Annotated in this window: 21 protein-coding genes and 1 pseudogene; 4 read left to right on the top strand and 18 right to left on the bottom strand. The window is 48.0% G+C overall.

Annotation, left to right across the window (positions count from 1 at the left end; genetic code table 11):
• Nucleotides 1-45: 45 nt before the first annotated feature.
• Nucleotides 46-1,656 carry an extracellular solute-binding protein gene (locus tag J2T14_RS18930; protein WP_307473226.1) on the bottom strand — a complete coding sequence of 537 codons (1,611 nt, stop codon included), beginning with the start codon at nt 1,654-1,656 and terminating at the stop codon, nt 46-48.
• A 47-nt stretch (nt 1,657-1,703) separates the two neighbouring features.
• On the bottom strand, nt 1,704-3,980 hold the full coding sequence (locus tag J2T14_RS18925; RefSeq protein WP_307473224.1) for an AraC family transcriptional regulator: 2,277 nt from the start codon (nt 3,978-3,980) through the stop codon (nt 1,704-1,706).
• Nucleotides 3,981-4,223: 243 nt separating this feature from the next.
• Here J2T14_RS18925 and J2T14_RS18920 point away from each other — a divergent pair, with 243 nt between their 5' ends.
• On the top strand, nt 4,224-4,937 hold the full coding sequence (locus J2T14_RS18920; protein ID WP_307473222.1) for a DUF4386 domain-containing protein: 714 nt from the start codon (nt 4,224-4,226) through the stop codon (nt 4,935-4,937).
• On the opposite strand, the gene J2T14_RS18915 is transcribed toward J2T14_RS18920, so the two are convergent.
• The 14 genes and pseudogenes from J2T14_RS18915 to J2T14_RS18850 all read right to left on the bottom strand — a co-directional run bounded on the left by J2T14_RS18915 (nt 4,912) and on the right by J2T14_RS18850 (nt 17,246).
• Nucleotides 4,912-5,490: a Crp/Fnr family transcriptional regulator gene (locus tag J2T14_RS18915; RefSeq protein WP_307204457.1), complete on the bottom strand. Its 579-nt coding sequence runs from the start codon at nt 5,488-5,490 to the stop codon at nt 4,912-4,914. The genes J2T14_RS18920 and J2T14_RS18915 overlap by 26 nt on opposite strands.
• Before the next feature lie 16 nt (nt 5,491-5,506).
• Complete coding sequence (locus J2T14_RS18910) at nt 5,507-7,057, bottom strand: tetratricopeptide repeat protein (RefSeq protein WP_307473221.1); 1,551 nt, start codon at nt 7,055-7,057, stop codon at nt 5,507-5,509.
• Nucleotides 7,058-7,063: 6 nt separating this feature from the next.
• On the bottom strand, nt 7,064-7,486 hold the full coding sequence (locus J2T14_RS18905) for a VOC family protein (RefSeq protein ID WP_307204452.1): 423 nt from the start codon (nt 7,484-7,486) through the stop codon (nt 7,064-7,066).
• Between the two features lie 38 nt (nt 7,487-7,524).
• Nucleotides 7,525-7,977: a helix-turn-helix domain-containing protein gene (locus J2T14_RS18900; protein WP_307473218.1), complete on the bottom strand. Its 453-nt coding sequence runs from the start codon at nt 7,975-7,977 to the stop codon at nt 7,525-7,527.
• A 179-nt stretch (nt 7,978-8,156) separates the two neighbouring features.
• Nucleotides 8,157-8,267: pseudogene (locus tag J2T14_RS18895) on the bottom strand (PhnA domain-containing protein); the annotation flags it as partial.
• Between the two features lie 123 nt (nt 8,268-8,390).
• Nucleotides 8,391-10,814, bottom strand: coding sequence for an RNA polymerase recycling motor HelD (gene helD, locus J2T14_RS18890; protein ID WP_307473217.1), 2,424 nt, complete (start codon nt 10,812-10,814; stop codon nt 8,391-8,393).
• Between the two features lie 376 nt (nt 10,815-11,190).
• A complete protein-coding gene (locus J2T14_RS18885; RefSeq protein ID WP_307473214.1) occupies nt 11,191-11,547 on the bottom strand; it encodes a hypothetical protein in 357 nt (118 codons plus the stop codon).
• 335 nt (nt 11,548-11,882) lie between these two features.
• Nucleotides 11,883-12,254, bottom strand: coding sequence for a DoxX family protein (locus J2T14_RS18880; RefSeq protein ID WP_307473212.1), 372 nt, complete (start codon nt 12,252-12,254; stop codon nt 11,883-11,885).
• 556 nt (nt 12,255-12,810) lie between these two features.
• A complete protein-coding gene (locus tag J2T14_RS18875) occupies nt 12,811-13,494 on the bottom strand; it encodes a GNAT family N-acetyltransferase (RefSeq protein ID WP_307473210.1) in 684 nt (227 codons plus the stop codon).
• Between the two features lie 202 nt (nt 13,495-13,696).
• Nucleotides 13,697-14,554, bottom strand: coding sequence for a class I SAM-dependent methyltransferase (locus J2T14_RS18870; RefSeq protein ID WP_307473208.1), 858 nt, complete (start codon nt 14,552-14,554; stop codon nt 13,697-13,699).
• A 169-nt stretch (nt 14,555-14,723) separates the two neighbouring features.
• Nucleotides 14,724-14,876 (bottom strand): hypothetical protein, encoded by a 153-nt coding sequence (locus J2T14_RS18865; protein ID WP_307473205.1) that lies wholly within the window; start codon nt 14,874-14,876, stop codon nt 14,724-14,726.
• The gene (locus tag J2T14_RS18860) at nt 14,866-15,240 is read right to left on the bottom strand and encodes a hypothetical protein (RefSeq protein WP_307473203.1); all 375 of its coding nucleotides are present in this window, start codon (nt 15,238-15,240) and stop codon (nt 14,866-14,868) included. Before J2T14_RS18860 ends, J2T14_RS18865 begins: the two co-directional genes overlap by 11 nt.
• On the bottom strand, nt 15,237-16,430 hold the full coding sequence (locus J2T14_RS18855) for a ParM/StbA family protein (RefSeq protein WP_307204433.1): 1,194 nt from the start codon (nt 16,428-16,430) through the stop codon (nt 15,237-15,239). Before J2T14_RS18855 ends, J2T14_RS18860 begins: the two co-directional genes overlap by 4 nt.
• A gap of 189 nt (nt 16,431-16,619) precedes the next feature.
• Complete coding sequence (locus J2T14_RS18850) at nt 16,620-17,246, bottom strand: FMN-dependent NADH-azoreductase (RefSeq protein WP_307473201.1); 627 nt, start codon at nt 17,244-17,246, stop codon at nt 16,620-16,622.
• 413 nt (nt 17,247-17,659) lie between these two features.
• Between J2T14_RS18850 and J2T14_RS18845 the strand changes: the two genes are divergently transcribed.
• Both J2T14_RS18845 and J2T14_RS18840 read left to right on the top strand, forming a co-directional pair.
• Nucleotides 17,660-18,430, top strand: coding sequence for an alpha/beta fold hydrolase (locus J2T14_RS18845; RefSeq protein ID WP_307473199.1), 771 nt, complete (start codon nt 17,660-17,662; stop codon nt 18,428-18,430).
• A 345-nt stretch (nt 18,431-18,775) separates the two neighbouring features.
• On the top strand, nt 18,776-19,306 hold the full coding sequence (locus J2T14_RS18840) for a hypothetical protein (RefSeq protein WP_307473197.1): 531 nt from the start codon (nt 18,776-18,778) through the stop codon (nt 19,304-19,306).
• A gap of 33 nt (nt 19,307-19,339) precedes the next feature.
• On the opposite strand, the gene J2T14_RS18835 is transcribed toward J2T14_RS18840, so the two are convergent.
• A complete protein-coding gene (locus J2T14_RS18835) occupies nt 19,340-20,683 on the bottom strand; it encodes an aminotransferase-like domain-containing protein (protein ID WP_307473195.1) in 1,344 nt (447 codons plus the stop codon).
• Between the two features lie 180 nt (nt 20,684-20,863).
• Here J2T14_RS18835 and J2T14_RS18830 point away from each other — a divergent pair, with 180 nt between their 5' ends.
• The gene (locus J2T14_RS18830; protein ID WP_307473192.1) at nt 20,864-21,811 is read left to right on the top strand and encodes a DMT family transporter; all 948 of its coding nucleotides are present in this window, start codon (nt 20,864-20,866) and stop codon (nt 21,809-21,811) included.
• Between the two features lie 57 nt (nt 21,812-21,868).
• Here the strand turns inward: J2T14_RS18830 and J2T14_RS18825 are convergent, their stop codons facing one another.
• Nucleotides 21,869-22,492 (bottom strand): TetR/AcrR family transcriptional regulator, encoded by a 624-nt coding sequence (locus J2T14_RS18825; protein WP_307473190.1) that lies wholly within the window; start codon nt 22,490-22,492, stop codon nt 21,869-21,871.
• Nucleotides 22,493-22,512 lie beyond the last annotated feature (20 nt).

Below are 22,512 nucleotides of genomic sequence, written 5' to 3'. Positions count from 1 at the left end.
AGAAAACCTCCGACGGCTCACGGATCGGAGGTTTTCATCTTCAGGTCATCGATCGATATAACGCTCATACGCCTCCTGCTTAATTTCCAACACCCGCTCGATGCCAAGTTGCCGCAGTTGCTTCACCATATCGTCGTAGGCAGTGATAGGGTCTACGCCCAGAATAATGCGAAGCTCCGCGTCATTCACATATTCGCTGATTCCGCTCATCAGCGCGGACAGCTCATTCGCTTCCTCCGGCGTCGGGGTAATCGGCGGCAGCAAGTAGTTCTCATGCTTCGTGTTTCTCCATATATCTAGCGCCTGATTCGTCTCTTCAAACTTCCATTCGAGCTGCGCATTGCGCTGAATCATCGGGAAGTTCGTTTGGTGAGCGTACTGGAGCATCACTTGATCGCTGGATAAGCCTTCCGGATTCTCGACAACCAAATCCGTGTACACCGGCGCTCCGTTCTCCATCGTATACGTTACGCCTTCGATGCCGTACGTATTCAGCAGGCTGCCCTCTTCCGAATACGCATAATCCAGCCAGCGAACCACCGCTTCCAATTGCTTCGTCGTAGCCTTGATCGCTGCCGAGCTGGTGCCCGCATACGCGTTGTCCAGTTGTCCGAATTCCGGTATTGCCCCTTCGGCCAGTGTCGGGTAAGGAGCGGCTACATAACGGGCTCCCGAGTCGTTCGATTGCGAGGCAAGGTTATATTTCTCGATATACGAATGCCAACCGATCGTAGCGCCGCTATTTCCGGACGTTAGCTTCTTATCTACGGTTTCCAAATCCAGCACGGCAAAATCCTTGTCGATCAGCCCTTCCTTATACCACCGGCTCATCGTCGCCAAGTAATCTCGATACCCTGGTTCCAAATAACCGTACGTCACTTTCCCGTCCTTGACGTAGAAATTGCCCATTACGCCGAACGCTCCCGCGAAACCCGCCGTACGTTCGCCTAAGAACAACGTCCGGAACGTCACCGGCGCGGAAGCCCCCTTCTTTTCCTTGAACGCTTTCAACATCCCGTGCCACTCGTCGATCGTCGTCGGAACGGCCAATCCGAGCTCGTCCAGCCAATCCATGCGAACGATCGGTCCGCCGTATACCCTTTCCGATTCCGAACGGATGAACGGGAACGCGTAGTAGATGCCGCTGTCCGTCTTCACCATTTTATCAATCTCGGGGTGCTGTTCCAGTGCTCGCTTAAAGTTCGGCGCATACCGGTCGATGACGTCGTTCAGCGGCAAAATATAGCCTTGCTCGATCGCCTTCTCGGGCCCTCCCGGATACCCCAGCCAATTGTTCAAGAAGATGTCCGGCAAATTGCCGGAGGCAAGCAGATAACTAAATTTAGTATCCTGCATAGGTACGCCGCCGAGATGCCGAATCGCAATGCCCGTTCGTTTCTCGTATTCTTGGTCGATCGCCCCTCGATTCGGCGTCCCCATATCGGAAAATTCCGTCATAAGCGTCAGCTCCGGCGTTCCCTTCATCGGATATTCGAACGGCTCGCCGTCCGCTTCCGGACTGGAGGTTCCCGTCGGCGTCTCTCCCTGCGAGCGTTCTTCGCCGCTACCCCCGCCGAAGCACCCGGACGCGAGTAGGATCAAGACAATCATCGCGATCCAGCTTTTCCTTAACCTGCCGAGTATTTGCGTTTCCATGGCAAGCTGCCCCCTTTCTCTGCGCCTGCTTTTGGCGCCATAAGCCCTCATTGAATCGACTTGTATTTCCCCGGCGTGATCCCTTCGTATTTCTTGAATACGCGAATGAAAGCATGGCCGCTCGCGAATCCGACCCGAGACGCCGTATCGTCGATGCTTGCCCCTTCATGCAAAAGCGTTTTGGCCGCATCTACGCGGGTTTGGCTAATGTAATCATGCAGTCCTTGACCCGTCTGCTCGCGGAATAACCGGGATATATATTGCGGCGACAACCGGAAGAAATCTCCGATCATCGACACGCTTAAGTTCTTGTCGCTGTAGTTCTCCTGCACGAACGCGGTCACTTTATCCCCGATCCCCGCGCTCGTCTGAACGGCAAGCTTGCTTCTGAGCACGCCGAATACCCGATTCAATATGTCCAGGAGCTCCTGATGAAATTCCGTCTTCGTGGCGCAGGACAACAATCTCTTGAGCGGACGCCATTCATCCCAAGCGATTCCGGCCTGCTCTTGATCGGGTATCGTCTTAATCAGCGTCGTCGCGACGTCCAGCAAGACGCACTTCGCGATTTCCAGAGACGATTGCCGTTGGAACGCCTGCTGCACCACGTTATCGATCATCTGCTTCGCCTTGTCGAACTCGTCGGCCTTCAAGAAGTTGATCAGAACCATCTGATCGTTGACCGTGAAGAAGTAACTGCTCTCGCTTGGCTTCACGTCGCCGTACCAGATCATCATCCCTTCCCCTAGCACCATACGGTACTCTTGTGCTTCCAGCGCCTGCAGAAACGCTTGATGCACGCCATCGAGGCCCGTTTGCAAATCGCTGCCTGCCGTTGTGAACCGGAGCTTATAACGTCCCGTTATGAATTCGGATGCCTGAGCCAAGGCATCCTCCATATCGTCCTTCCATTGCTCCTCCCGCTCCGGGTCAACGTTCACGACCGCCGCGAGCGTGCCGTCCACGTCCGCGAAATGGATCGATAAGCGATCGCCGACCACATCCTTGAGAATGTTGGACACGATGAATTGCGACATGGCCAGCAGCTTGGCCTCATCCTCGTCGCTCTCGACATAGAAGAGCAGCACCGCGAACCGGTCGGATGTCCAGGCAAGCCGATGCGCCTTGGACAGCTCCGAGAGCGGTACGTTCCGATCCGCCTGACCCTTTAATAGCCTGCCTAAATAATAGTTCTGCAGCACCCGAAGCTGCTGATCATGCTTGTTGCTCATATCGTCCCGCTCGCGAATCGTCTCCAACACGCTCCGCCGGATGAACGAATATTCGTCCAGGTCGGCCCCTGCCGCCGGAAGCGCGTTCCGGGAGAAGACGCTCACCAGTTGTTTGACCGGGTCATAGTTTTTGCGCGAGAAATAATAAATAACCGCTCCGCCGATCGCAAAACAAACCAGCAGCCCGAATACATTCATCGTCTGAATGTCCTTTGCCCGTTCCCAGAAGACGTCGGTCGGGAACACGCTCACGTACTTCCATCCCGTTGTGTCGGACGACTCGATCGTAATCATCGACTCCGTTCCTTGGAAATGACCCGTAAACGTACCTGATCCCCGATTGCTCCAATCGTGGTACGACGTTGGTACGGGGGCCGCTTCGCCGGCGTTCTGAAACAAAATCTGATCGTTAGCATCCATAATAAACACACGGCCTTGCTCCACCCAGTCGATATTCTCAAGCATCGTCTGGATCTTCTCCACATTAAGCGGGAATAACAGCGTGCCTGCCGGACCGTCGCCCGCCTGCATGGGGAACGAACGAATATAGGAGGGCGTAATGATGCTTTTCCCTTGCGTCTCAACCGGCAGCAGCACATACCGCCCCGGTTGCTGCGCCTTCATTAATTTAATCCAGTCCTCGTATGTGAAGTCGTCCGTTTCATGCTTCAAGGCATAGAACATCCGATCCTCCACATACGTCTCGCTCGAGAGCACGGCGTGATGCACGTTCGAATAGACATATATGCCTTTAATGAAATCATTAGTCGACAGCAGCTTGTTTAGTTCCTGCTTCGTCTTGTATATAAGGTAAGCGCTTTCTTCTTGAGAGTCGTTTAATAGCTTCTGGACATCCGAGTGAATGGACAGCTGCGCGGCCAAACTTTCCGTCTGATGCAGCTCGCCGTCTACAATGTATCTGACCTGCTGCAGCATCGCGCTATTCGCCCGCTCGATCTCGTATTCCACGATTCCTCTGGTCTGGCTATAGACAATTACGCTAAGAATAACAGGTATGAACAAAATAACGGCGTACGATATCATCCACCGAAAAGCCACGCTTCGTGTAAAGTTACCCTTTCCCCAATGCAACGAGCTTCCCCCTAGTCTCTTTCTCCATGTACCATTTCTATAGTAGCACGAAACAGCCCGGGTCTTCATATGTACAAATTGAACCCCGATGTACAGTTTGCGCACTCGCCCGCTATTGTTGCCTTTTTCGGCCTTATTATCCGGAATGAACCAACTGCTCTTGTCTGCCTTGACTTAAGTCAATGCCTCCCTATAGACCTCCGGTTACAATGAAACCATATTGGATACAGGGAGGTTGTTTATATGATTCATGTACAAAAAGAAAAATCCGATCGGCGCCTATCCGCATTAACTGCCGGCATTTCTCTGATCGTCATGGCATTGACGGCGTTTTTCGCTTATGGCTATGCCCATGGCAGTTTGGTGGTGCAGGGAGATCCAAAGGCCACATGGGATCATATCCTGTCGTCGGAAATGCTATTCAAAGCCGAAATCTTGGGCTGGCTCATCATCCTGATCTGCGACATCGTGGTCGCTTGGGCTTTCTATATTTACCTGAGACCGATACACAAGTGGATGTCCTTGCTCGGCGCCTGCTTCCGCCTTGTTTATTCAGCGGTATTGGGAATCGCCCTGCTGAATCTCATTTTTGCGATGCAGCTCTCGTACAATCCTTCCTATTTATCCGCATTTACGCTGGATCAACTACAAGCGAACGTCATGCTGTTTTTGGAGGTATTTGATACGGTTTGGTCGATCGGCTTAGTCATTTTCGGCGGGCATCTCCTGATTGTCGGTTATTTGGCTCTGAAATCAGACAGCATACCTAAGATCATCGGCCTCCTGATGCTGCTCGCTTCTATAGGCTATATAGTCATTCACTTAGGCAGCGCCCTCCTTCCGCAATACGATAAGATCCTCACGATCCTTGATTATGTGTTTATAGTGCCAATGACGGCCGGAGAATTGGGCTTCGGGTTATGGCTGCTGTTCAGAGGATGGAAATCCGTTTCTTAATTCGGCTTAATGACTCCGGGGTAATACCGAGATAGCTGGCCAATTGATGCTGGGGTACGCGATCGATGAGATGAGGGCGGTTCCGCAATAACGTTTTATAACGCTCTTCGGGCGTAGAGGCGATAAAGGAAGCGAATTCCTCTTGCACCTGGCCAAAAAATTGCTCGACCATCAAACGAGTCATCGATTCCAATTGGTTGTACTTGTTGTACATGTCCCTTTCGCCATCTAGGATGCCAACGACCAATACGGAGTCTTCCAAACAGACAAACGTATAATCCGACGACTTATCTTGTTTGTGGTGATTGAATATCGAAATCGCCTGCTCTTCCGTATAGAAATTGGACGTGACCTCTTTGCCAAGCTCGTCAATCGAAAATTGCCTGATGCAGCCCTTCAACACGAAATAACATTTTGCGGGAACGTCTCCTTGCGCAAGGAGAACGGTCCCTTTCTTGTATTCCTCGATAAGGATCTCTTGAGCGATAGCCTGCTGTTCTTCTTCGTTAAGCGTTGTAAATTTAGTCATATACTTGAACAGCATATTCTTCATGTCCAACTTTCCCCCCTTACTCGAATCGCTTCAACAATGCCAATCCCTCTTCATGGTCAGGCTCAAGCTTCAACAATTCTATCGCGTAACGCGAAGCCTCTTCGTCTAATTCCAACTCCAAACAACAAATAGCCAGATAATAATATAGGGTTGGTATGCGCTCAGCCTGGTCTTCATGAATCGATAATTCCAAGAAATACGCGGCGTCTTCGTACATTTCCATCTCGAACAGCAGCATCCCGGCATTGAGCGCTAAATCGTTACGCCGCTCGATGTCGTAGTACGATGACCACATGAGCCGAATGCCTCGCAAAATATCCTGCATTTCCTCATCGTTCGCATCTGGCAGCAGACCTGAGAACCGCTTCATGCTCTGTATAAAAAATTCCGCATCATAGCCGCCCAAACGCCAAAAGCTTAATAGTTGCTGCAGTCCCATGCTTTCTAGATTGCGATCTGCCCATTCCTTCATGCTGAAAAATTCATCCGGACCAAAACGTTCTATACATCGGCGATACGCCAATCGGGTATGGGCATACTCCATCGATGCATCCGTATGGATCACGCAACCTACATTTATATTTTTATAATGATGCGGGGGAAACAATACCGCAGCCCCCTTTTGTTCGTATACCTGCTGGATTGCATGGTAGTTGGCCGTTAACGAGAAGCTTCCATGCAGGACCAACTCCGGCGGTTCGGCGAACTTCCAGTTATCCAGCAGGTGATCTCCTTTGTCCGCCGTCAGCAATAGGAAACCCTGCGGAGACAACCGGTTTAATCGCTCTAAGCAGCTTAGGCCGGCCTCGGGAAATAAAATATGCGAATCCTCCAATTGTTCCTGATAGACGGCAATGACATCACGGTAAGGATAGGTTTCTTGTTCGTACTCTGGCGCCCGTCTATGCTCATAATGAAGCGATATTTGGTCTAAAAGCTGTGACGGTGCCAGCGACTCCATATGGGCAGGATAGCCGACGAATACTTCCGCCTCATACATCTGACCATCACCAACATAAATCAACTCTTGCGGAATGCTGTCAAAAAAGTAATTGGCAACGATAATCAGGGGTTGTTTCAGATCCCCTTCGCCAATGGCCGTGCCGGACACCACGAGGTTCAGTACGGTATCGTGGACCGCATCGAATCGCGCAAAATCCAATAAACCTTCGCCGATAAAAACCTGCAGGGCGGGGTGCTCGCTCCATGCCGTCACATTGTGCATCGCCAAATCCGTCATAATATAGCGGAACGGAGGCAATGGGATCCCCGCATAGTCCCTTAACTGACATAGCTCATGCAACACATGGTAAGCAAGACGTCCCGCTCCCGCTCCAAGCTCTACGATAAGAATAGGTTCCGAATGATAGCCCTTGTTCGCCCGATCTTGAAGAAATCCGAATATCATTTCTGCATAAGAGGCGGCGATCATCGGATTGCTCGTTATATATTGAGGAACTTGGTCATTGTTCCATGCCTTCATTCCTTCTTCTTCATAATAACTCCTCTGAAGATCCCATATAGGCGCTTCGCTAAAGCGGTAACGTTGTTTTTTGTTCAGGGTCATTTGCGCTTATCCTATCCGTTTAGAAATGGGGTGATCTTCGTTCAATTCAAGCAAATCCCATAGATTTCCGTACAAATCCTTGAATACGGCAACCATTCCGTACGATTCTTCCTTCGGCTCTCTAACGAACTCGATTCCCTTGGCCGCCATTTCACGATAATCTCTCCAAAAATCATCGGTGTTCAGAAAAAGAAAAACCCTGCCGCCCGTCTGGTTTCCGATAAACGACTCTTGCTCCGGTTTCGAAGCTTTTGCAAGCAAAATCGTAGTCCCGACCGAACCAGGGGGAGAGATGACTACCCACCGTTTATCTTGTTCCGGCTGATAGGTGTCTTCAACTAGCGTAAAGTGCAGCTTTTTCGTATAAAACGCTATTGCCTCGTCATAATCTGCGACGACGAGAGCAATATGGACGATAGATTGAATCATTTACGTAACCCCTCTCCATTATCCATTCTTCTTTGTTGCTAATCTTCTCTATATTTTTCTTTCACCACGCCCGAGCCGATCCCTGCACCGACCATCAAAACTAAAGGGCCAAAATTCCAAATAAACGACTCGCCATACAAAGGAATATCCAGATCGGTAAATTTGTTTAGCATAAAAACACCCAGTTTTATGATCCAGAGGATCGCGCCTATCAAGAAAACAACATCGAATATTAATTTCAACCTCGGATACGCCAGTTTTTTGCCGTCATTAATCACTTTCTTCGTCAACTCCTCGTCGCTCCTTAATAACTCATCGATGGTTACACCAAATAGATCACTTATTTTAATAATGATTTCAATGCTCGGATAATTTTGATTGTTCTCCCATTTGGAAACGGACTGCCTGCTTACAAACAGTTTCTCGGCTAATTCTTCTTGAGACCATCCTTTATTCTTTCTCTCGCTTTTTAACTTCTCTCCAAATATCATGTCGGCAATCACCTTTCCGCAATCTGTACCCCATTATGATAAAATTCCATGCCGAAAGTAAAGATAACTTTCGTTGCCGCACCCCGCAACCTCCGGTTGCCTTCTATCGTTTATCTGAAAAAAAGACCATCCCGTGGATAGGATGGTCTTTGCAAAGCTATGTCTGCTTACTATCGCATTTAAACTTTTTTCACGAATTCGGATTTTAGTTTCATCGCTCCGAAACCATCAATCTTGCAATCAATATCATGATCGCCATCGACGAGACGAATATTTTTTACTTTGGTGCCAAAATTCTAAGCGACAAGTTGCCAGTGCTCGCTTGATGAACCGGTGTAATATCTTTCCTTGTGGAAAAAAAGGCTAATTTGTATGCCCCCTTTCGGGGACCCTAACAAATTGGCCTCCATTTTTTATTGCTCTACCTCATACAAAGACGGATCCATTGACTCGATATACGGTGTCCAATCCCCCGTCGTGTAGAGCTGAAGCCGATGCATCGCGCGCGTACATGCCGTATAGAAGAGCTTCCGCTCGCTTTCCCGGCTGTATGCTCGGGAGGAAGCATCGTAGATCAGTACCGCGTCGAACTCAACGCCTTTGGCGAGATAGGAGGGGATAACCATTACCCCCTTCTCAAAGGTAAGCGTCTCCTCCGTGATGAGCCGCAGCGCCCCGCAGCCCTGTGTCCTTAAAGCTTCAAGGGCCTCGCGGCTTTCGGCTGCAGTCTTCGTAATGACAGCAATGGAATCGAAGCCTTCAGCCTGTAGAGCGGCGAGATCCTCTCCGATTCTCGCCGCCCTCATGACGCCGTTGCCAGCCTTCGAGAGATACGGCTTTCTTCCGCTCCTCTCGAATGGCACGATCTCTTCGCCAGGCAGCAGCGACTTCGTGAACTTCACGATCTCGCAGGTTGAGCGATAGCTTCGGACAAGGCGGAAGAAGCTCGTTTCCCCTTCGCCGTAAAGCCGGATCAATGGCGATTCCGCCTCGTGCAGATTCGTAGCTTGAGGGAAAATCGCTTGACCGAAATCGCCGAGCACCGTCATACTCGCGCGAGGAAACAGCCGCTTAAGAAACAAAAATTGGAATGGCGAGTAATCCTGGCCTTCGTCGATAAATACATGCCGCACCTCCATGTTTGTGCGCACGCCCTCGACGAGCTCTTTTAAATACAAAAACGGTGTCGCATCCTCATAAAAGAGCTCGTGCCGACTCAGCTTCTCCTTCGTTTGCACGCAAATTTCCGGCCAGTGCCCGGGCACTTCGATCCCGTTCGTCATTTCCCGATAGTCGACTTCCTCGCCGAACAACTGATCGTACAGCCCGTTCACATCGATGAACTTTAACCGTTTCACGTCCCGTATGAGCGGCTTGAAGGACTCTTTCACGATCATCCGGCGCAGCAGTTCTTCCTCTTCATCCTGCATCCGAAAGTCCGAGTCATCGTCTTCTTCCCCCTGCATCTCCTCAAGCAACTCCCTATACTGCTCGTTGAAATGAAGAACCGCCTCTTCTGGCTGATACTTCTTGCGCAGCGTGCTGTAAGCTTCGGCATATTGCTCGTTGTCGAGGTAATCGATCTCGTCTTGCACCCAATGCGCTTCCTGCTCCTTGCGCGCAAGCGTTGTCAGCTCTCGAAGCAGCCATTCTCGAAGCAGAGAGACACGATTAGCCAGGCGAATGGAGTTATCGTAGCTATAAAATTGCGATTCCATTTGCTCCGCGGTAATCAACTCCCGTTCCCGGAAACGGATGCCCCGGAATAACATGCCTTCCTTACCCAGCCACTGTGCATAGTTTTGGATTGCGCTCAGAAAAGCTTCGGACGTCTTATACCTAATTCCGCTAAGCCGTGCATCATACCCTTGAGCGCCTGTTGACGTCAGTACATATTCGATCTGCCCGAATGGATTCTCAACGCTTAACGTCGACCCAAGCCAATGCTCCAGATATTCTTGAAAAGTCGTCTGCTGCATGTTCTCTTCGCCGAGCTCGGGAAGAACCGTGGACACGTAGCTGTTAAACATCGGATTAGGAGAGAAAAGGACAATCTGGTCCGCCTTGAGCGTATTGCGGTATTTATATAACAAATAGGCTACCCGTTGCAATGCCGCAGACGTCTTCCCGCTGCCGGCCGCCCCCTGCACAATGAGCATTCGGCTCTTGACGTTGCGGATAATCGCATTTTGCTCCTTCTGGATGGTCGCAACGATACTCTTCATCTGAGCGTCGGCTCCCTTGCCAAGCACCTGTTGAAGCAGTTCATCGCCGATCGTTACGCTCGTATCGAATACATTCTGCAACTGTCCGTTACGAATCTGGTACTGCCGCTTCAACAGCATCGTCCCGGACACGCGCCCTCCCGGCGTTTCATAAGCGGACTTGCCCGGCAAAGAATCATAGTACATACTTGCAATCGGTGTCCGCCAGTCATACACCAGAAAGCTAATGTCGTCTTCGCCAACGAAGGACGAAACGCCGATGTATATTTGCTCGCTGAAGCTTAACCCATCCTCTTGAAAATCGACACGGCCGAAATAAGGAGACGGCAGCAGCCGTTTCATGTTTTTCCAGCGCTGCATCCGTTGCCGGTGACTGCGCTCCCGTTCCGACAACAACGCTTCTTGCTGTTTAATACTATAGAAAGTCTCTTCGAAGTCTTCGTGCGTGCTCGTGTTGATCGTAACCTCTTCCCAGAACCGTTTGCGAATGTCTGCTACCTGATCTCGAAGCCCGGCCACCGCCGGTTCCAGTTCGGCGATTTCTGATCGGAGTTTTTTTGTAACCAGATCTAGCCGCTCTTGTTCTTGCTGCCAATCCTTCTCATTTACCATCTTTACGAACACGCTCCTTAGTCAGGTATAATGAAGAAAAACAATGTTTGACAAACCACAAATCATCATGCTAAAATGATAGTATAGATAAAATGGAATCACTATAACTTTTTAGATGAATAGACAATGATTTTTTAATCATATCACGTTGTTTCTTTACGTGCAACCTATATATGTAAGTAAGAACCGGCGGACCATGCCGGTTCTTCTTTTTTGTGGGAACTTGATGAAGAGCTGCACACCCTCAGCAGGACGACCTGCATGTTCATTAAAACAGCGGCAGCCTTGGACTTGTTCCTTGTCCTGAGCTGCCGCTGTTTCCGAATCGACCATGCAATGAACCCCGGCGACTACCGTCACCGGGGCGAAGGAATTATTATTGAATTACATCTGAATCGGTCGCAGTAGTTGTTTGAACCACATTTGCGTTATTTGCCGTTTGAGAAAGATTTGCATTTTGCCCCTGCAATTGATTCACGGTAATTTCAGCTTGCTGGATTTGTTGGTGAGCTGCTTGTAGTTGCTGATTGCTTTGTGCTTGTATCTGCTGTGCTTGTTGGATTAATTGCTGAGCGGTTTGAGCCGACTTTTCCGCCTGTTGCGCTTGCTGAAATGCCAGGGTTGCTTGTTGGGTCACCTGGTGGGAAACTTGTTGTGCTTGCTGGACAACTTGCCGTGCTTCCTGCTGAACGTTCTTAGCATCTTGTTGTGTATTCTGTGTGTTTGGGTCCATTTAGTTACCTCCGTGTAGTCATAATTCAGACTAGATTAAGGTGGCACGTTGACCTAAAATTTATACTGCTTATATAAAAAGGGCTTATCATGACGATTGGCTACGCGATCTGATGTTTATGAGCACGAAGTCCCTCGAGCATTACCAAATAACGTTGTTCAAATTTTAGAGTAAAATGTTTAAAAAAAGAAGGGCGCCTTGGAAGGCGTCCTTTTGAATTTGAGCTCATTATAAAGTAAAGCGTGAACGTGCCTTATCCCAGCCAGAAGATATAGTCGGGAACCCACTCCGGCGACTCTACCAGCCCGCTCAGGCGATCTAAAGTTTCTGCGATGCTAAGCCATCTTTGCTTTTCTAATTTTGTGGTACGTTACGTAAGAACCTGCAATCGCCAGGAACCCGAGGATCATGAAGATTGATTCGTTAGGTTTCCCGATTGCAAGGAAGGAATACGTGGCACCGGCGAGGTCGAAGGTAAGACCGGCATATGCCCATTCCTTGATTTTGGGAAACCCGGGTAAAATTATTGCAATGACGCCTAGCAGCTTCGCCGTACCGAGGAAGGGGAGAAGATAGGCAGGATAACCAAGCTGTTGAAAAAGGGCAAGAGAGTCGGCCGAGGAAAGAAGGTTAGGTATGGAGCCTACACCCATAAGCAGGGCCACTAATCCGGTGCAAATCCAGTAGATAACGATCATTTTACGCATAAATAATTCCTCCTGTTGATTTTCTTTTTTGAAAAACTTTTGCAAATGCTGATTGAGATTGTCGAATCGGTTCCGCCAGGTCCGCTGCATAGCAGCCCGACAATTTGTAAACGGTTTGCTTCAGCGAGCGCACTTAGAATCGCAGTTTTCATAGCATTGTGCGGATACCTCCTTAACTGTTCGTTAAAGTCGTGGTCGTTGTTTATGAATTGAATATACCTTATCAGGAATATTCCTGTCAAGGAATATTCCTGATACTTTTTTGACTTTGCATCGCAGCCCTCCTAGCCCTGACGATAACCGATTTGAACAAGAACAAAAGAGAGCAGGCTGAGCATGCTCTCTTTTGTTCTTGTTGACCCCATTATTGAGTTATCTTTCTCTTTTGGTTCACTCGAAGCTCCTTCGGCTTTATGCCTTCCCGCACGCCTGACACCGCCCCCTCAAATAATAAGCCAAAACCGCACCTATTACTCCCACCGTCCTTAGCGCCGCTCCGAATAACCAAATTCGGAATTCAGCCAGCTTCGCAACGTCCGCGATCCTTAAATCGATCTTAATATATAGAGATATCCGTTCCGTAAAAGTGAAGTTGAAGGCGTTTTGCCACGGACTGCGAAGAGTAATTATCCCATGATGTACTATATAAAGGGATTCTTTGAGATTGGAGTATAGCTTGAGCCCAAGAAGATGCTGCGCGAATCGCATACCCTTTTCCTCGATAGTCCTTCAATGTCTCCACCCCGGCCTCCGAAGCTTTATCGCTGCTTCTTGCGCTAAAACAAACAGATACCGCTATGTTGTTTTCCGTTACCATATAACAAGGCTCTCGAAATTTCATTTCCGACAATAGTGAGGAAAATCCGTGTTCCAAGCAGTATTTATTGTCTTCGGTGACCAAGGTGGCATCCGTGTAATCGGTTACGATATCATTAAATACATATGCGGGCCCCATCCAGAAGCCGCTTATTCCTTTATCCTTTTCCAATACGTTAATCACATTAGCCAGCTGATTAGTCGGATCATTCCTATCCAACACCTGCGTAAGTTCGCGGACTACGTTATTTGGAACATCGCTTCGGAATCTTATTACGCGGCCATTATTGGTTTGCCCCCAAAAAAATCGCGGCGCCGGCTGGTTCGCATACTCATTAATTGTCGTGATACGACCAGCATGATTATGAACATATAGAACTTCCGCTTGAAAGTTCATTAATTCTAAATGATTGTACAAAAGCATAGCCTCCTCTATTGCGAGTCATTCACCCTTTCCCAATATTCAATAATCATCAGAATCACTCGCTCTCTCCATAATCTATCTCAAGGATATCATCTCACCAAAGCTATTATATTATGGGCAAAAATATAGACCGCCGGGATTTACTCGACAGTCTGAAAGAACTACATAGTTCTTATTTGTTGTTTTGATAACGGCAACTCTTTTATTTTATTGTAGGATCTGCTAAGCCTGCTTTACAAATACCTTTTTCTTCAACTTTTTCTGCATACGCATATAATCTGTCATTGATAAACCCCGTTTTAATCTGATCGAAACCGGCTTCTTTAAGCATTTTTTCAAGGGCGGAAGGCGAGAAAACAAACCAGTTTGTTCCGCCGTTCGTTTGGCCATAGCTTCCTCCAAAAAGACAATAGGGTTCGCTATGTTTAATTCCCATTGATTCAATTAGTATTCTCCCATTGAGTCTTAGACTATTATATAAAATTCTCAGAGCAAGTACCGGATCAGAAACATGATAAAGGACTCCCGGGAAATATACGATGTCAAATTTATTGTGAAGTACGGATTCATTACAGGAATACAAAGAACGGTGCTCGACAGTCGTATTTTTTAACTGAAAGGACTTCGCTAGAAATGATGCAGTATCGGCATATTTTTTAACTTCTTCAATGGAATAAACTTTACAACCTAAGGAAGATAATAAAAGAGTTGTTCCCCCCGTCCAACACCCAATATCAAATACTTCCTTATTTCTAAACATATCTAGATTTAAATGAAACAATCTGCAAAAATTGGCCATTACTAGAATATGTCTATTGCTCATACGTCCAGCAATTGAAAATTCACCGAAATCATGATTATGTCCCCAATGGAACTTTACCGATAACTCTCTTTGACGGTTGACTTCTTCTTTCTTATATCCTTCTTGTTCAAAATCTACTGTATCTATTTTATCCATAATCGTTTTTTTAAAATTTTCAGCTGAAATCCCTTTTAAATTATAAGTTTTGTAGTAGTTGAATTTTTGTAGTAATACTTCTTCAATCGTATTATTTGTCATTTTTTACTTCCTTTCAGAAAAAATATTTTTTTTATTATACGGGCTACAGCACCTAAAAAACCTCCTCAGTTCGCCTCGAAATGCGAATTATTATTTATACGTATGTTATGATATAAATCATATTAATGAATGGACTTTAGACCAACAATTACCAGACTCGAATTTATTTTTAAAAGATAGGCATTTTCTTTATAATACGGCTCCCGCCCGCACTGTCTGTAACGGCATGTAAAAAGCCACCCTCTTGGGTGGCTTTTTTCAAGTATCCATATACCAGAATATTTATATCCAAGCCTGCATGTTCATTCGTTTCATTGTCCATCACGCAACAGCTTCCCGGCATTCCGCGCTGCTTGCCTAAGAATGTCCTGCGGACTAAACGGTTTCTGCACGTCCTGCGCAGTATCAACGGGAATCACCGGTTCCGGAACTTCGCTGGATTGGGAACTCGATTCGTAACGAAGGTCATCCCATTGTGTACTTGCTTCCTCGATAGGAGACATTGCCGTTGACGCGGGTTGCTCAAGGATATGTCCGGTCAGGATCTCCATAATCCCCTGACTGAAGTTGCCTTCCGCCTTTAAACGGTTCAAATACCTGATGACCTCCGGCGGCGTGTCGGTCGGTATGTATAACGTCACGTCTTTCCCGGGCGCCACCATGACCACCTGTCGTCGTTTCTTCAATCCGTCTCGCTCCCGCCGTGATCTCCGGCAGTATCTGCCCGGGCAGCTGCCGCATCGTTCCCCTCTCCAAGGGCATGCGACAACAGGAAGAAGGTGCCGCGGACGTTGCGAAGCTGGCTGAATTCCGAATGATCGAATCGAATCGGCAATCCTAGCTCCGCATTGAGCTTCTCGATCCATGGCTGCAGAACGACGGATCCCCCGCCGATAAACCAGAATTCATTCGCGTACCGGGCATGCTTCCAAGCGTTGCGGGCATACTTCAAAACCTTTTCCGCTAAAATTCGCATATGACGGTTAACAAGCTCGGTCATATCGAAGGCTACCTTGCCTTCCGCATATATCGCATATTCTTTATTGACCAACATTAAGGTAAGCTCCGCTGTGCTTGAAATCAGTTCTTCCCCCTGCGCGTTGACCTCGTTGCGGATGTTCTCCAGTGCATTGTTAAGATAAATCTTGGCACCCGTCGAGTGGCGTTGGTCCAGATCGAGCCCCGGCCGGAAAAACGCGATATCCATATCCACCCCGCCGACGTCGGCTATGCCGAATCCTTTCAAAGATAGATGAGCCTTGGAGAAGGCCTCCATATCATACACCCCGGATACGTCATCGATGCTAATGTCGCTCGGCAGCAGCATCTCCATCTCAACCGTCACCCCCTTGAACATCGGTGTGGTGACGAACGTCACGCTATGCACGCCTGCCGTAATTTTATCCGCATATTCCTCGCGAAATTTCGAAATTTCTTGGATTGGCAAGCCTGTACCCAAGTTGACCTTGGCTTTGATCCGGTTTTTACCCCGCTGGATTTGGTCCTTATGCTTAGTTGCGATGGCGTAAGCCGCGGCCGTCAACAGCGTTACCATCGTCTCCTGCCGCTGCGCTTTCTTCTGTACCGCCTTATCGCCAATAATTTCATGAACAATGCCTCCGTCGCCGATGGCCAAATTGCCTACGTAGACATGACGGTACTGCTCCGCATGAACCGCGGGAGAGGTAATCTGCACATCCAGAAAATCAAGGGGATCGCCTTGATCCATTAAGAAATAGCGTTCTCCGAAGGGCTGTGCTACGACATTAGGGAAAATAAACTGATTGCCCAAATCGTCGTAAATTCCTTTTATGTGACTGCTTCCGTTATCAATCGCCAATGTGATGGTGGTGGTAAGACTATCCGGTTTGCCCATACTATCGATCTCCCCCTACCTTTGATATATATAATAGTTTCGTAGATTATGGGGATTTTATGGGCAAAATGAGAAAAATTTCATTTTTCTTTCGCTTGGGCAATAAAAGTTAAACTTCACACTTTACCTTTTAAACTTTACCTTTTAAAGTTCACCTTTTAAACTTTAAAGGTTAATAGGACTGGATCTTCAGAAATGAGCCGCTAGCAACACCGTATCCCTAAGCCCCGTTTCAATAATATCTTTGGTATCGCCGCCATGCTGATGATGACCTTCAATGACTATTACTTCCGGATTCTTTATGCCCCACATTCCGATCATGTTACGCATATAAGTAACTGCCATCTCGTAAGGCGCCATATAATCAATCGAATAGTTGCCGCCTCTTGCGTTCAGCAAAGCGACCTTTTTATCCGCCACCAGTCCGATCGGTCCCTCCGATGTAAAACGGAATGTCTTATTCGCTTGCGTAAGGTAGGACATATAGGTGATAAGAGGCGCAGGGACCGTGCAGTTCCAGAGCGGAAAGGCGAATGCGATCTTATCCGAGCTTAGGAATTGATCCATATACCGACTGACCAATAGAGCCGCCTGCTCTTCATCCGGAGTGGAATCCAAACCTTGATTCATTTTATTAAGGCCGCTGATGGCCTTATCCCCGTAATACGGCAGCTCGGCATGGTAGAGATCAAGCACCTCCACCCGGTCATCCGGGTGCGCCTCTTGATAGGCCTTCAAGAAAGCATCGTACATCCTAACACTAACCGATTGATCCGCCGGCCGATCGTTTGCTTTTACCATCAACAATTTTGCCATTCGTAAATCTCCTCCTAAGGTTCTGTCTCGTTTGTTTCTGACAGTCTCAGGATAAACAAAAAAGTATGACACCTTATAGTCATACTTCGGAATATCGTGTTTACATTTTTTTTGTGCGCTTCGATACTCGTCACTTCTATTCGACTGCAAGTTGGCGTAAGTTTAGTGCGTTATACTGACCTTAAGCGATTAGATGAAGCAGGAAGGACTCATGGAATGAAGAAATATAGGATAGGACACTTATCCCTTCGGAGAGCTATTGTTTTAACTACGTGCATTTGTATTCTGATTCTGACAAGCTGCAGTAGCGATGGCGAAAGCAATAAAGAGGCGAATGCCGTGAGGGCAGTGTACAACCGATTCGCGGCGACAAAGTGACAGGAACTTTAAATTAATCATAAGAAGGTGGGACTATGAAATCCATTCCTAAGACAAAAATTGATACACAGAGCGGGAAGTTGGAATACGCACGGTCGGGGAAGGATGGCCCCGCCGTCATTCTCATTAACGGAGGCAGCGGGCCTATAGAAGGGTGGCACAAGACTTTCCATGAAATAGCAGAGGCAACCACGGTTGTGGCTTATAATCGATTGGGCGTCGGCGGCAGCGATAAGCCATCGACTCCGCAACATGGGGACGTTATTGTGACCGCACTCAGACAATTGCTTCAGAAAGCGAACATCCTTCCCCCCTACATTCTGGTTGGCCACTCCTTGGGAGGATTATATGCCAACTTGTTCGCCCGGAAATACCCCAACGAAGTAGCGGGTGTCGTGCTGCTGGATTCCAGCCACCCGCTGGATCTAAGTATGAATGAAACACAAACTCCATTTATCAGGGGTATTAATCGAATCCTGGGGTTGTTTGATCCCTTATCTCCTGGGCGCAAGTGGAATGAGGTTAACTTCGTGGAACAGACTGTAGAACAGATTGAAAAAGCGGGCTCCTTCCCCGATGTTCCGCTCGTCGTCGTATCCGGAGGCAAAAAACCGCCGATGATGCCGGAGCATGCCATGGAAATACGGAAAAACAATCAGTTAGATCTCGTTCGGTTAAACAAACAGGGCAAACAGATTACGGCTTCCCGCAGCGGACACTTTCCTCAACTAACAGAGCCGGAGCTTGTCATACAAGCGGTTCTGGACTGTGTTCATATCGCAAGAAAGAATCTGCTAAGGGTATAACAATTCTGCATCTCAGGGTCCTAAAAGGACCTTTTATTTTTTTCAACATGCCCGATTCATCCTCGCAAGCCAACCCCTCTCTTTCCCTCCTTTCAAACGAAGTATAGAGTAACAACGGCATCGTATCGCAACTTTTTATGCATAGGTAAGTTGGCCTCATTACCCCAGTTGGACGCGATCCGCCAATAGTGGATGTCCGTTTCAATATTACTATTCCATCATCCACGAAAACTTCAATTTGGTTTAAAAAATCACAGCAATCGCAAACCAATGTCATAAGTTCACAACATTTCTTTGTTAAAGTTAGTGCTGGCATGATTACAACGCAGGGGGGATTTTTACTCTATGGCTTATAGACTTAGTCAAAAGAAGAAACAACTATTAGTCGCCATACACGTTATTTCGGTTGCGTCGTGGATTGGCGGAACATTAGGGATGCTGCTGTTGGGTATTTATTTGCAAAGCGCCGATAGCGGAGATCAGCTAGCTTATACGTTAGCCAGCATGGAGGTCATTGACGAGAACTTGCTCAAGTATCCGGCATTGCTGACCTTACTGACAGGCATCCTGTTATCGGTGTGGACGCAATGGGGGCTGGTCAAGCATTACTGGGTCGTCATTAAACTGGTTCTCACCGTTACTACGATCCTGCTTGGAATTTTATATCTCGACAATTGGACGATGTCGCTTGCAGATATGATCCAAGACATGGGGTTTGCATCGCAGAGCCAGAAATTTCGGTCCACATGGTCGTCAATCATAAGTATGTCAAGCTTCAACTTATTCTGTCTACTCTTCATGGTTTTCGTTACTTATTACAAGCCGTTCGGAAAGATCAAGAAGAGACGAGCCGAACGTAAAAGCGATCACTCCTAAGATGAGCGGTCGTTTCTGCGTTCGAGCTCATACCTACCACCTGCTTCCCTGCCTTACTTCCTCGACTATCGCCTTAACCCCCTCATCGATTTGCTCCGGCCGTGTCTGTGAAATGCTGATCCGCAAAAACTTCTCCCGCTCCAGATAATCGGACAAATAAAACGCTTTGCCGGGCACGACGCTGATGTTCCTCTGGGCAAGCCGCTTTATAAGACGCTCCATATTGACCGTCGGCTTCAGCTTAAACTGCGCATAGATACCCGAACTGACGCCGGGCACTTCGATTAGCCCCGCTTCGTTGTACCGTTCCACTGATTCATTCAAGGCCCTCATACGCGATGCGTACAAGCTGCATATTTTGTGCTTATGCCGCTCGTACATGCCGTTTTTGATGTACACTTCGAGCGCTGCCTGGGACAACAACGAAGTGTCGGGGTAACTTTTATAAATCCGGAACGTCTTTAGCAACCGTTCCGGCAATACGATGGCACCGAGCCTTAAACCCGGGAAGATGATTTTCGAGAAGCTTTTCAAATAAACGACATGCGAGCTCCTATCGTAAGCGTAAATCGGGTCGAATTGCCGCTCCGCGCCCAAGTCGGCCATATAATCGTCCTCTACGACGTATACGTCGTATTTGCCCGCCAACCTGGCGATTGCTTTTCTTTCGTCCGCGTTATACGAGGTGCCAAGCGGATTATGGTATCTCGACATCGTGTAAAAAAATTTAATGCCGCCGCTTCCGAACTTTTGCTCCAATTCCCGCAAATCGATACCTGCCGCCGTACGAGCGATGCCATGCACCGGTATGCCTTCCGCCTCCAAATACCGCAAATAAATATCGTAGCTTGGCTGTTCCACCAAAACCGCCGCATTTCCGTTCGGAAACGGCATTTTCGCCAAAATTTCCAGAGCCTGCTGCGCGCCCGAAGTGACGATGATCTGTTCCGCTTTGGCAAACACCTGGTCGCCGGCCAAATGGGATACGAGCGTGTGACGCAGGGACTCCAGCCCTTTCGGATCGCCATAGGTAAACAGGTCGTACTTGTATATATCGATCGCTTTATTTAAACAATGTTGAAAATCCAAATAAGGAAACGCGTCCAAATCCGGCAATACGGTAGCAAAATCGATCATTTTGCCGTCTCTGTTGTCACGCCAATCTCCCGGCTTCTCGACAACGTAAAAGCCGCTTTGCGGGATCGAATAAACGGCATGACGCTTTTCCAATTCCGCGTATGCCCGCGTGATCGTGCTGATGCTGCACCCGTACGACTCCGCGCTACTACGAACGGAAGGCAGCTTTTGACCGGGAACGTATTGCCCCTCCCGGATCTTATTCTCCATATCGGATAAAATCGAAAAATACTTTTTCACGCCGCTGCCCTCCCCGAATCCGAAATCTATTACTATTCATTATACGATACGACAAGCAACTGTATCGGTACAGTTTATTGAAAATGACATGGTTCGAATCGCCATTTTATTATATCTTCAAAGTAACGGTTAAGACGTTCGCGAACACGCTGCCGTTTGCCTTGAGAGGATGATGCAACCATGAACCAAAAAGATCTGAGGCTTCCTTATTTTTTCGCCGTGCTTAACGCTGTGATTATCGGATTATCGTTTTTGTTTGCCAAATTATCGCTCGAATACGCAGGTCCGCTCGACACGCTGACATTCCGTTTTACCGCTTCGTTTATAGTCATGTCCGTCCCGGTGGCGTTCGGCTGGGTTAAGCTTTCTTACCGCGGCAAGCCATTGTATAAAGTATTATTGCTTGCAACCATGTATCCGCTTGGGTTCTTCACGCTTCAAGCGTTTGGGCTGCAGCACGCAACCTCGGCGGAAGGCGGCATTTTGTACGCGTTCACCCCGGTCGTAACGATGGTCGTCGCCTCTTTATTTTTGAAAGAAACAACGACCGTCTTACAGAAGCTGTCGATCTTTCTGTCGGTATTCGGGGTTGTGTTCATCTTTGTCATGAAGGGCAGCAGCATCGATTTGTCGAACATGACGGGGATCTCCCTTTTACTGTTAACATGCGTCGCTTTTGCCGGATATACCGCTTTGGCCCGCTCGCTTTCGAAGCAGTTCAGCCCGGCGGAAATCACTTACATGATGTTGGGAATCGGATTCGCCGTTTTTCTCTCCGTTTCGTTTACCGGCCATGCGGCATCCGGGACGCTTCACCGCTTTTTCGCGCCGCTCGCCAGCGGTACCTTTATCGTGTCCATTCTCTTCTTGGGCGTTCTATCGTCGCTGGTTACTGCTCTAACGTCCACCTACATCCTGTCCAAAATGGAAGCGTCGAAAATGAGCGTATTTGCCAATCTCTCCACGATCGTCTCCATGGCGGCCGGGGCGATGTTTCTCGGGGAAGAAATTACGTTGTATCATCTGATCGGCTCGGTGCTGATTATAGCGGGGGTTATTGGAACAAATCGTTTGGGCCGCAAAAAAGCACCCGCGCGGATGTTGAATACAGATCGTGCAAAAGCATGAAAACCGATCAAAGGGATGTTCGGCTGGGAGATCCAGCCTGAACATCCCTTTGACCTCCTACTTACCGCTATCGCGCGGACTGTTCCGGCTGCCCCTTCGCCCTGCTAATCCATAAAAAAACAAATTCAACATTTGATCCATACTCCCGGCTGCCCTTTCTTGATTCGAAGTACCCCAATACCTGCCCAGTTCATTCTTAAACATCGTGAAGTAACGCATCATCGTCTCTTCCGTCTGATCTTCACCAATATAACCCTCTTGTTTCCCAAGCGCGACATACTTCCCAAAGAAGGGAGCAACCTTTTGCTCGCTATAGCGTTCCATCATTTGCGTCAATTCGCTATGCTCCGATGAGGGGACTTTCGAAAACTCATCCGCTAAAATTTTCAAGTTTTTGGCTTCCAAAAGCATGATTTCCTTCGTCTTATCGGGAAATGACAGCCTCGAATTAAGAATAGTCTCGTACTGCGCCAGATGCTTGTCCAACCAGTTCATCAACGTATCGGAATAGAGCTGTTCTTTGGTACCGAAGTAGTTGTATATGGTAGCGGGCGAAACCTTCGCTTTGTGCGCAATTTCGTTCACGCTGACTTTCTGAAAGCCGTATTTGAAAAACAATTCAACGGATACACCGTATATTTGCTCCATTTTTTTTTGTTTTCGCCGTTCGTAGCCGTCCATTCGCTTCACCTCGTACATAG

The organism is Paenibacillus harenae, from assembly GCF_030812415.1.
Classification (GTDB): domain Bacteria; phylum Bacillota; class Bacilli; order Paenibacillales; family Paenibacillaceae; genus Pristimantibacillus; species Pristimantibacillus harenae_A.
Note: the sequence above shows the minus strand (reverse complement) of the source record. Positions and strands in the feature narration are given on the sequence as shown.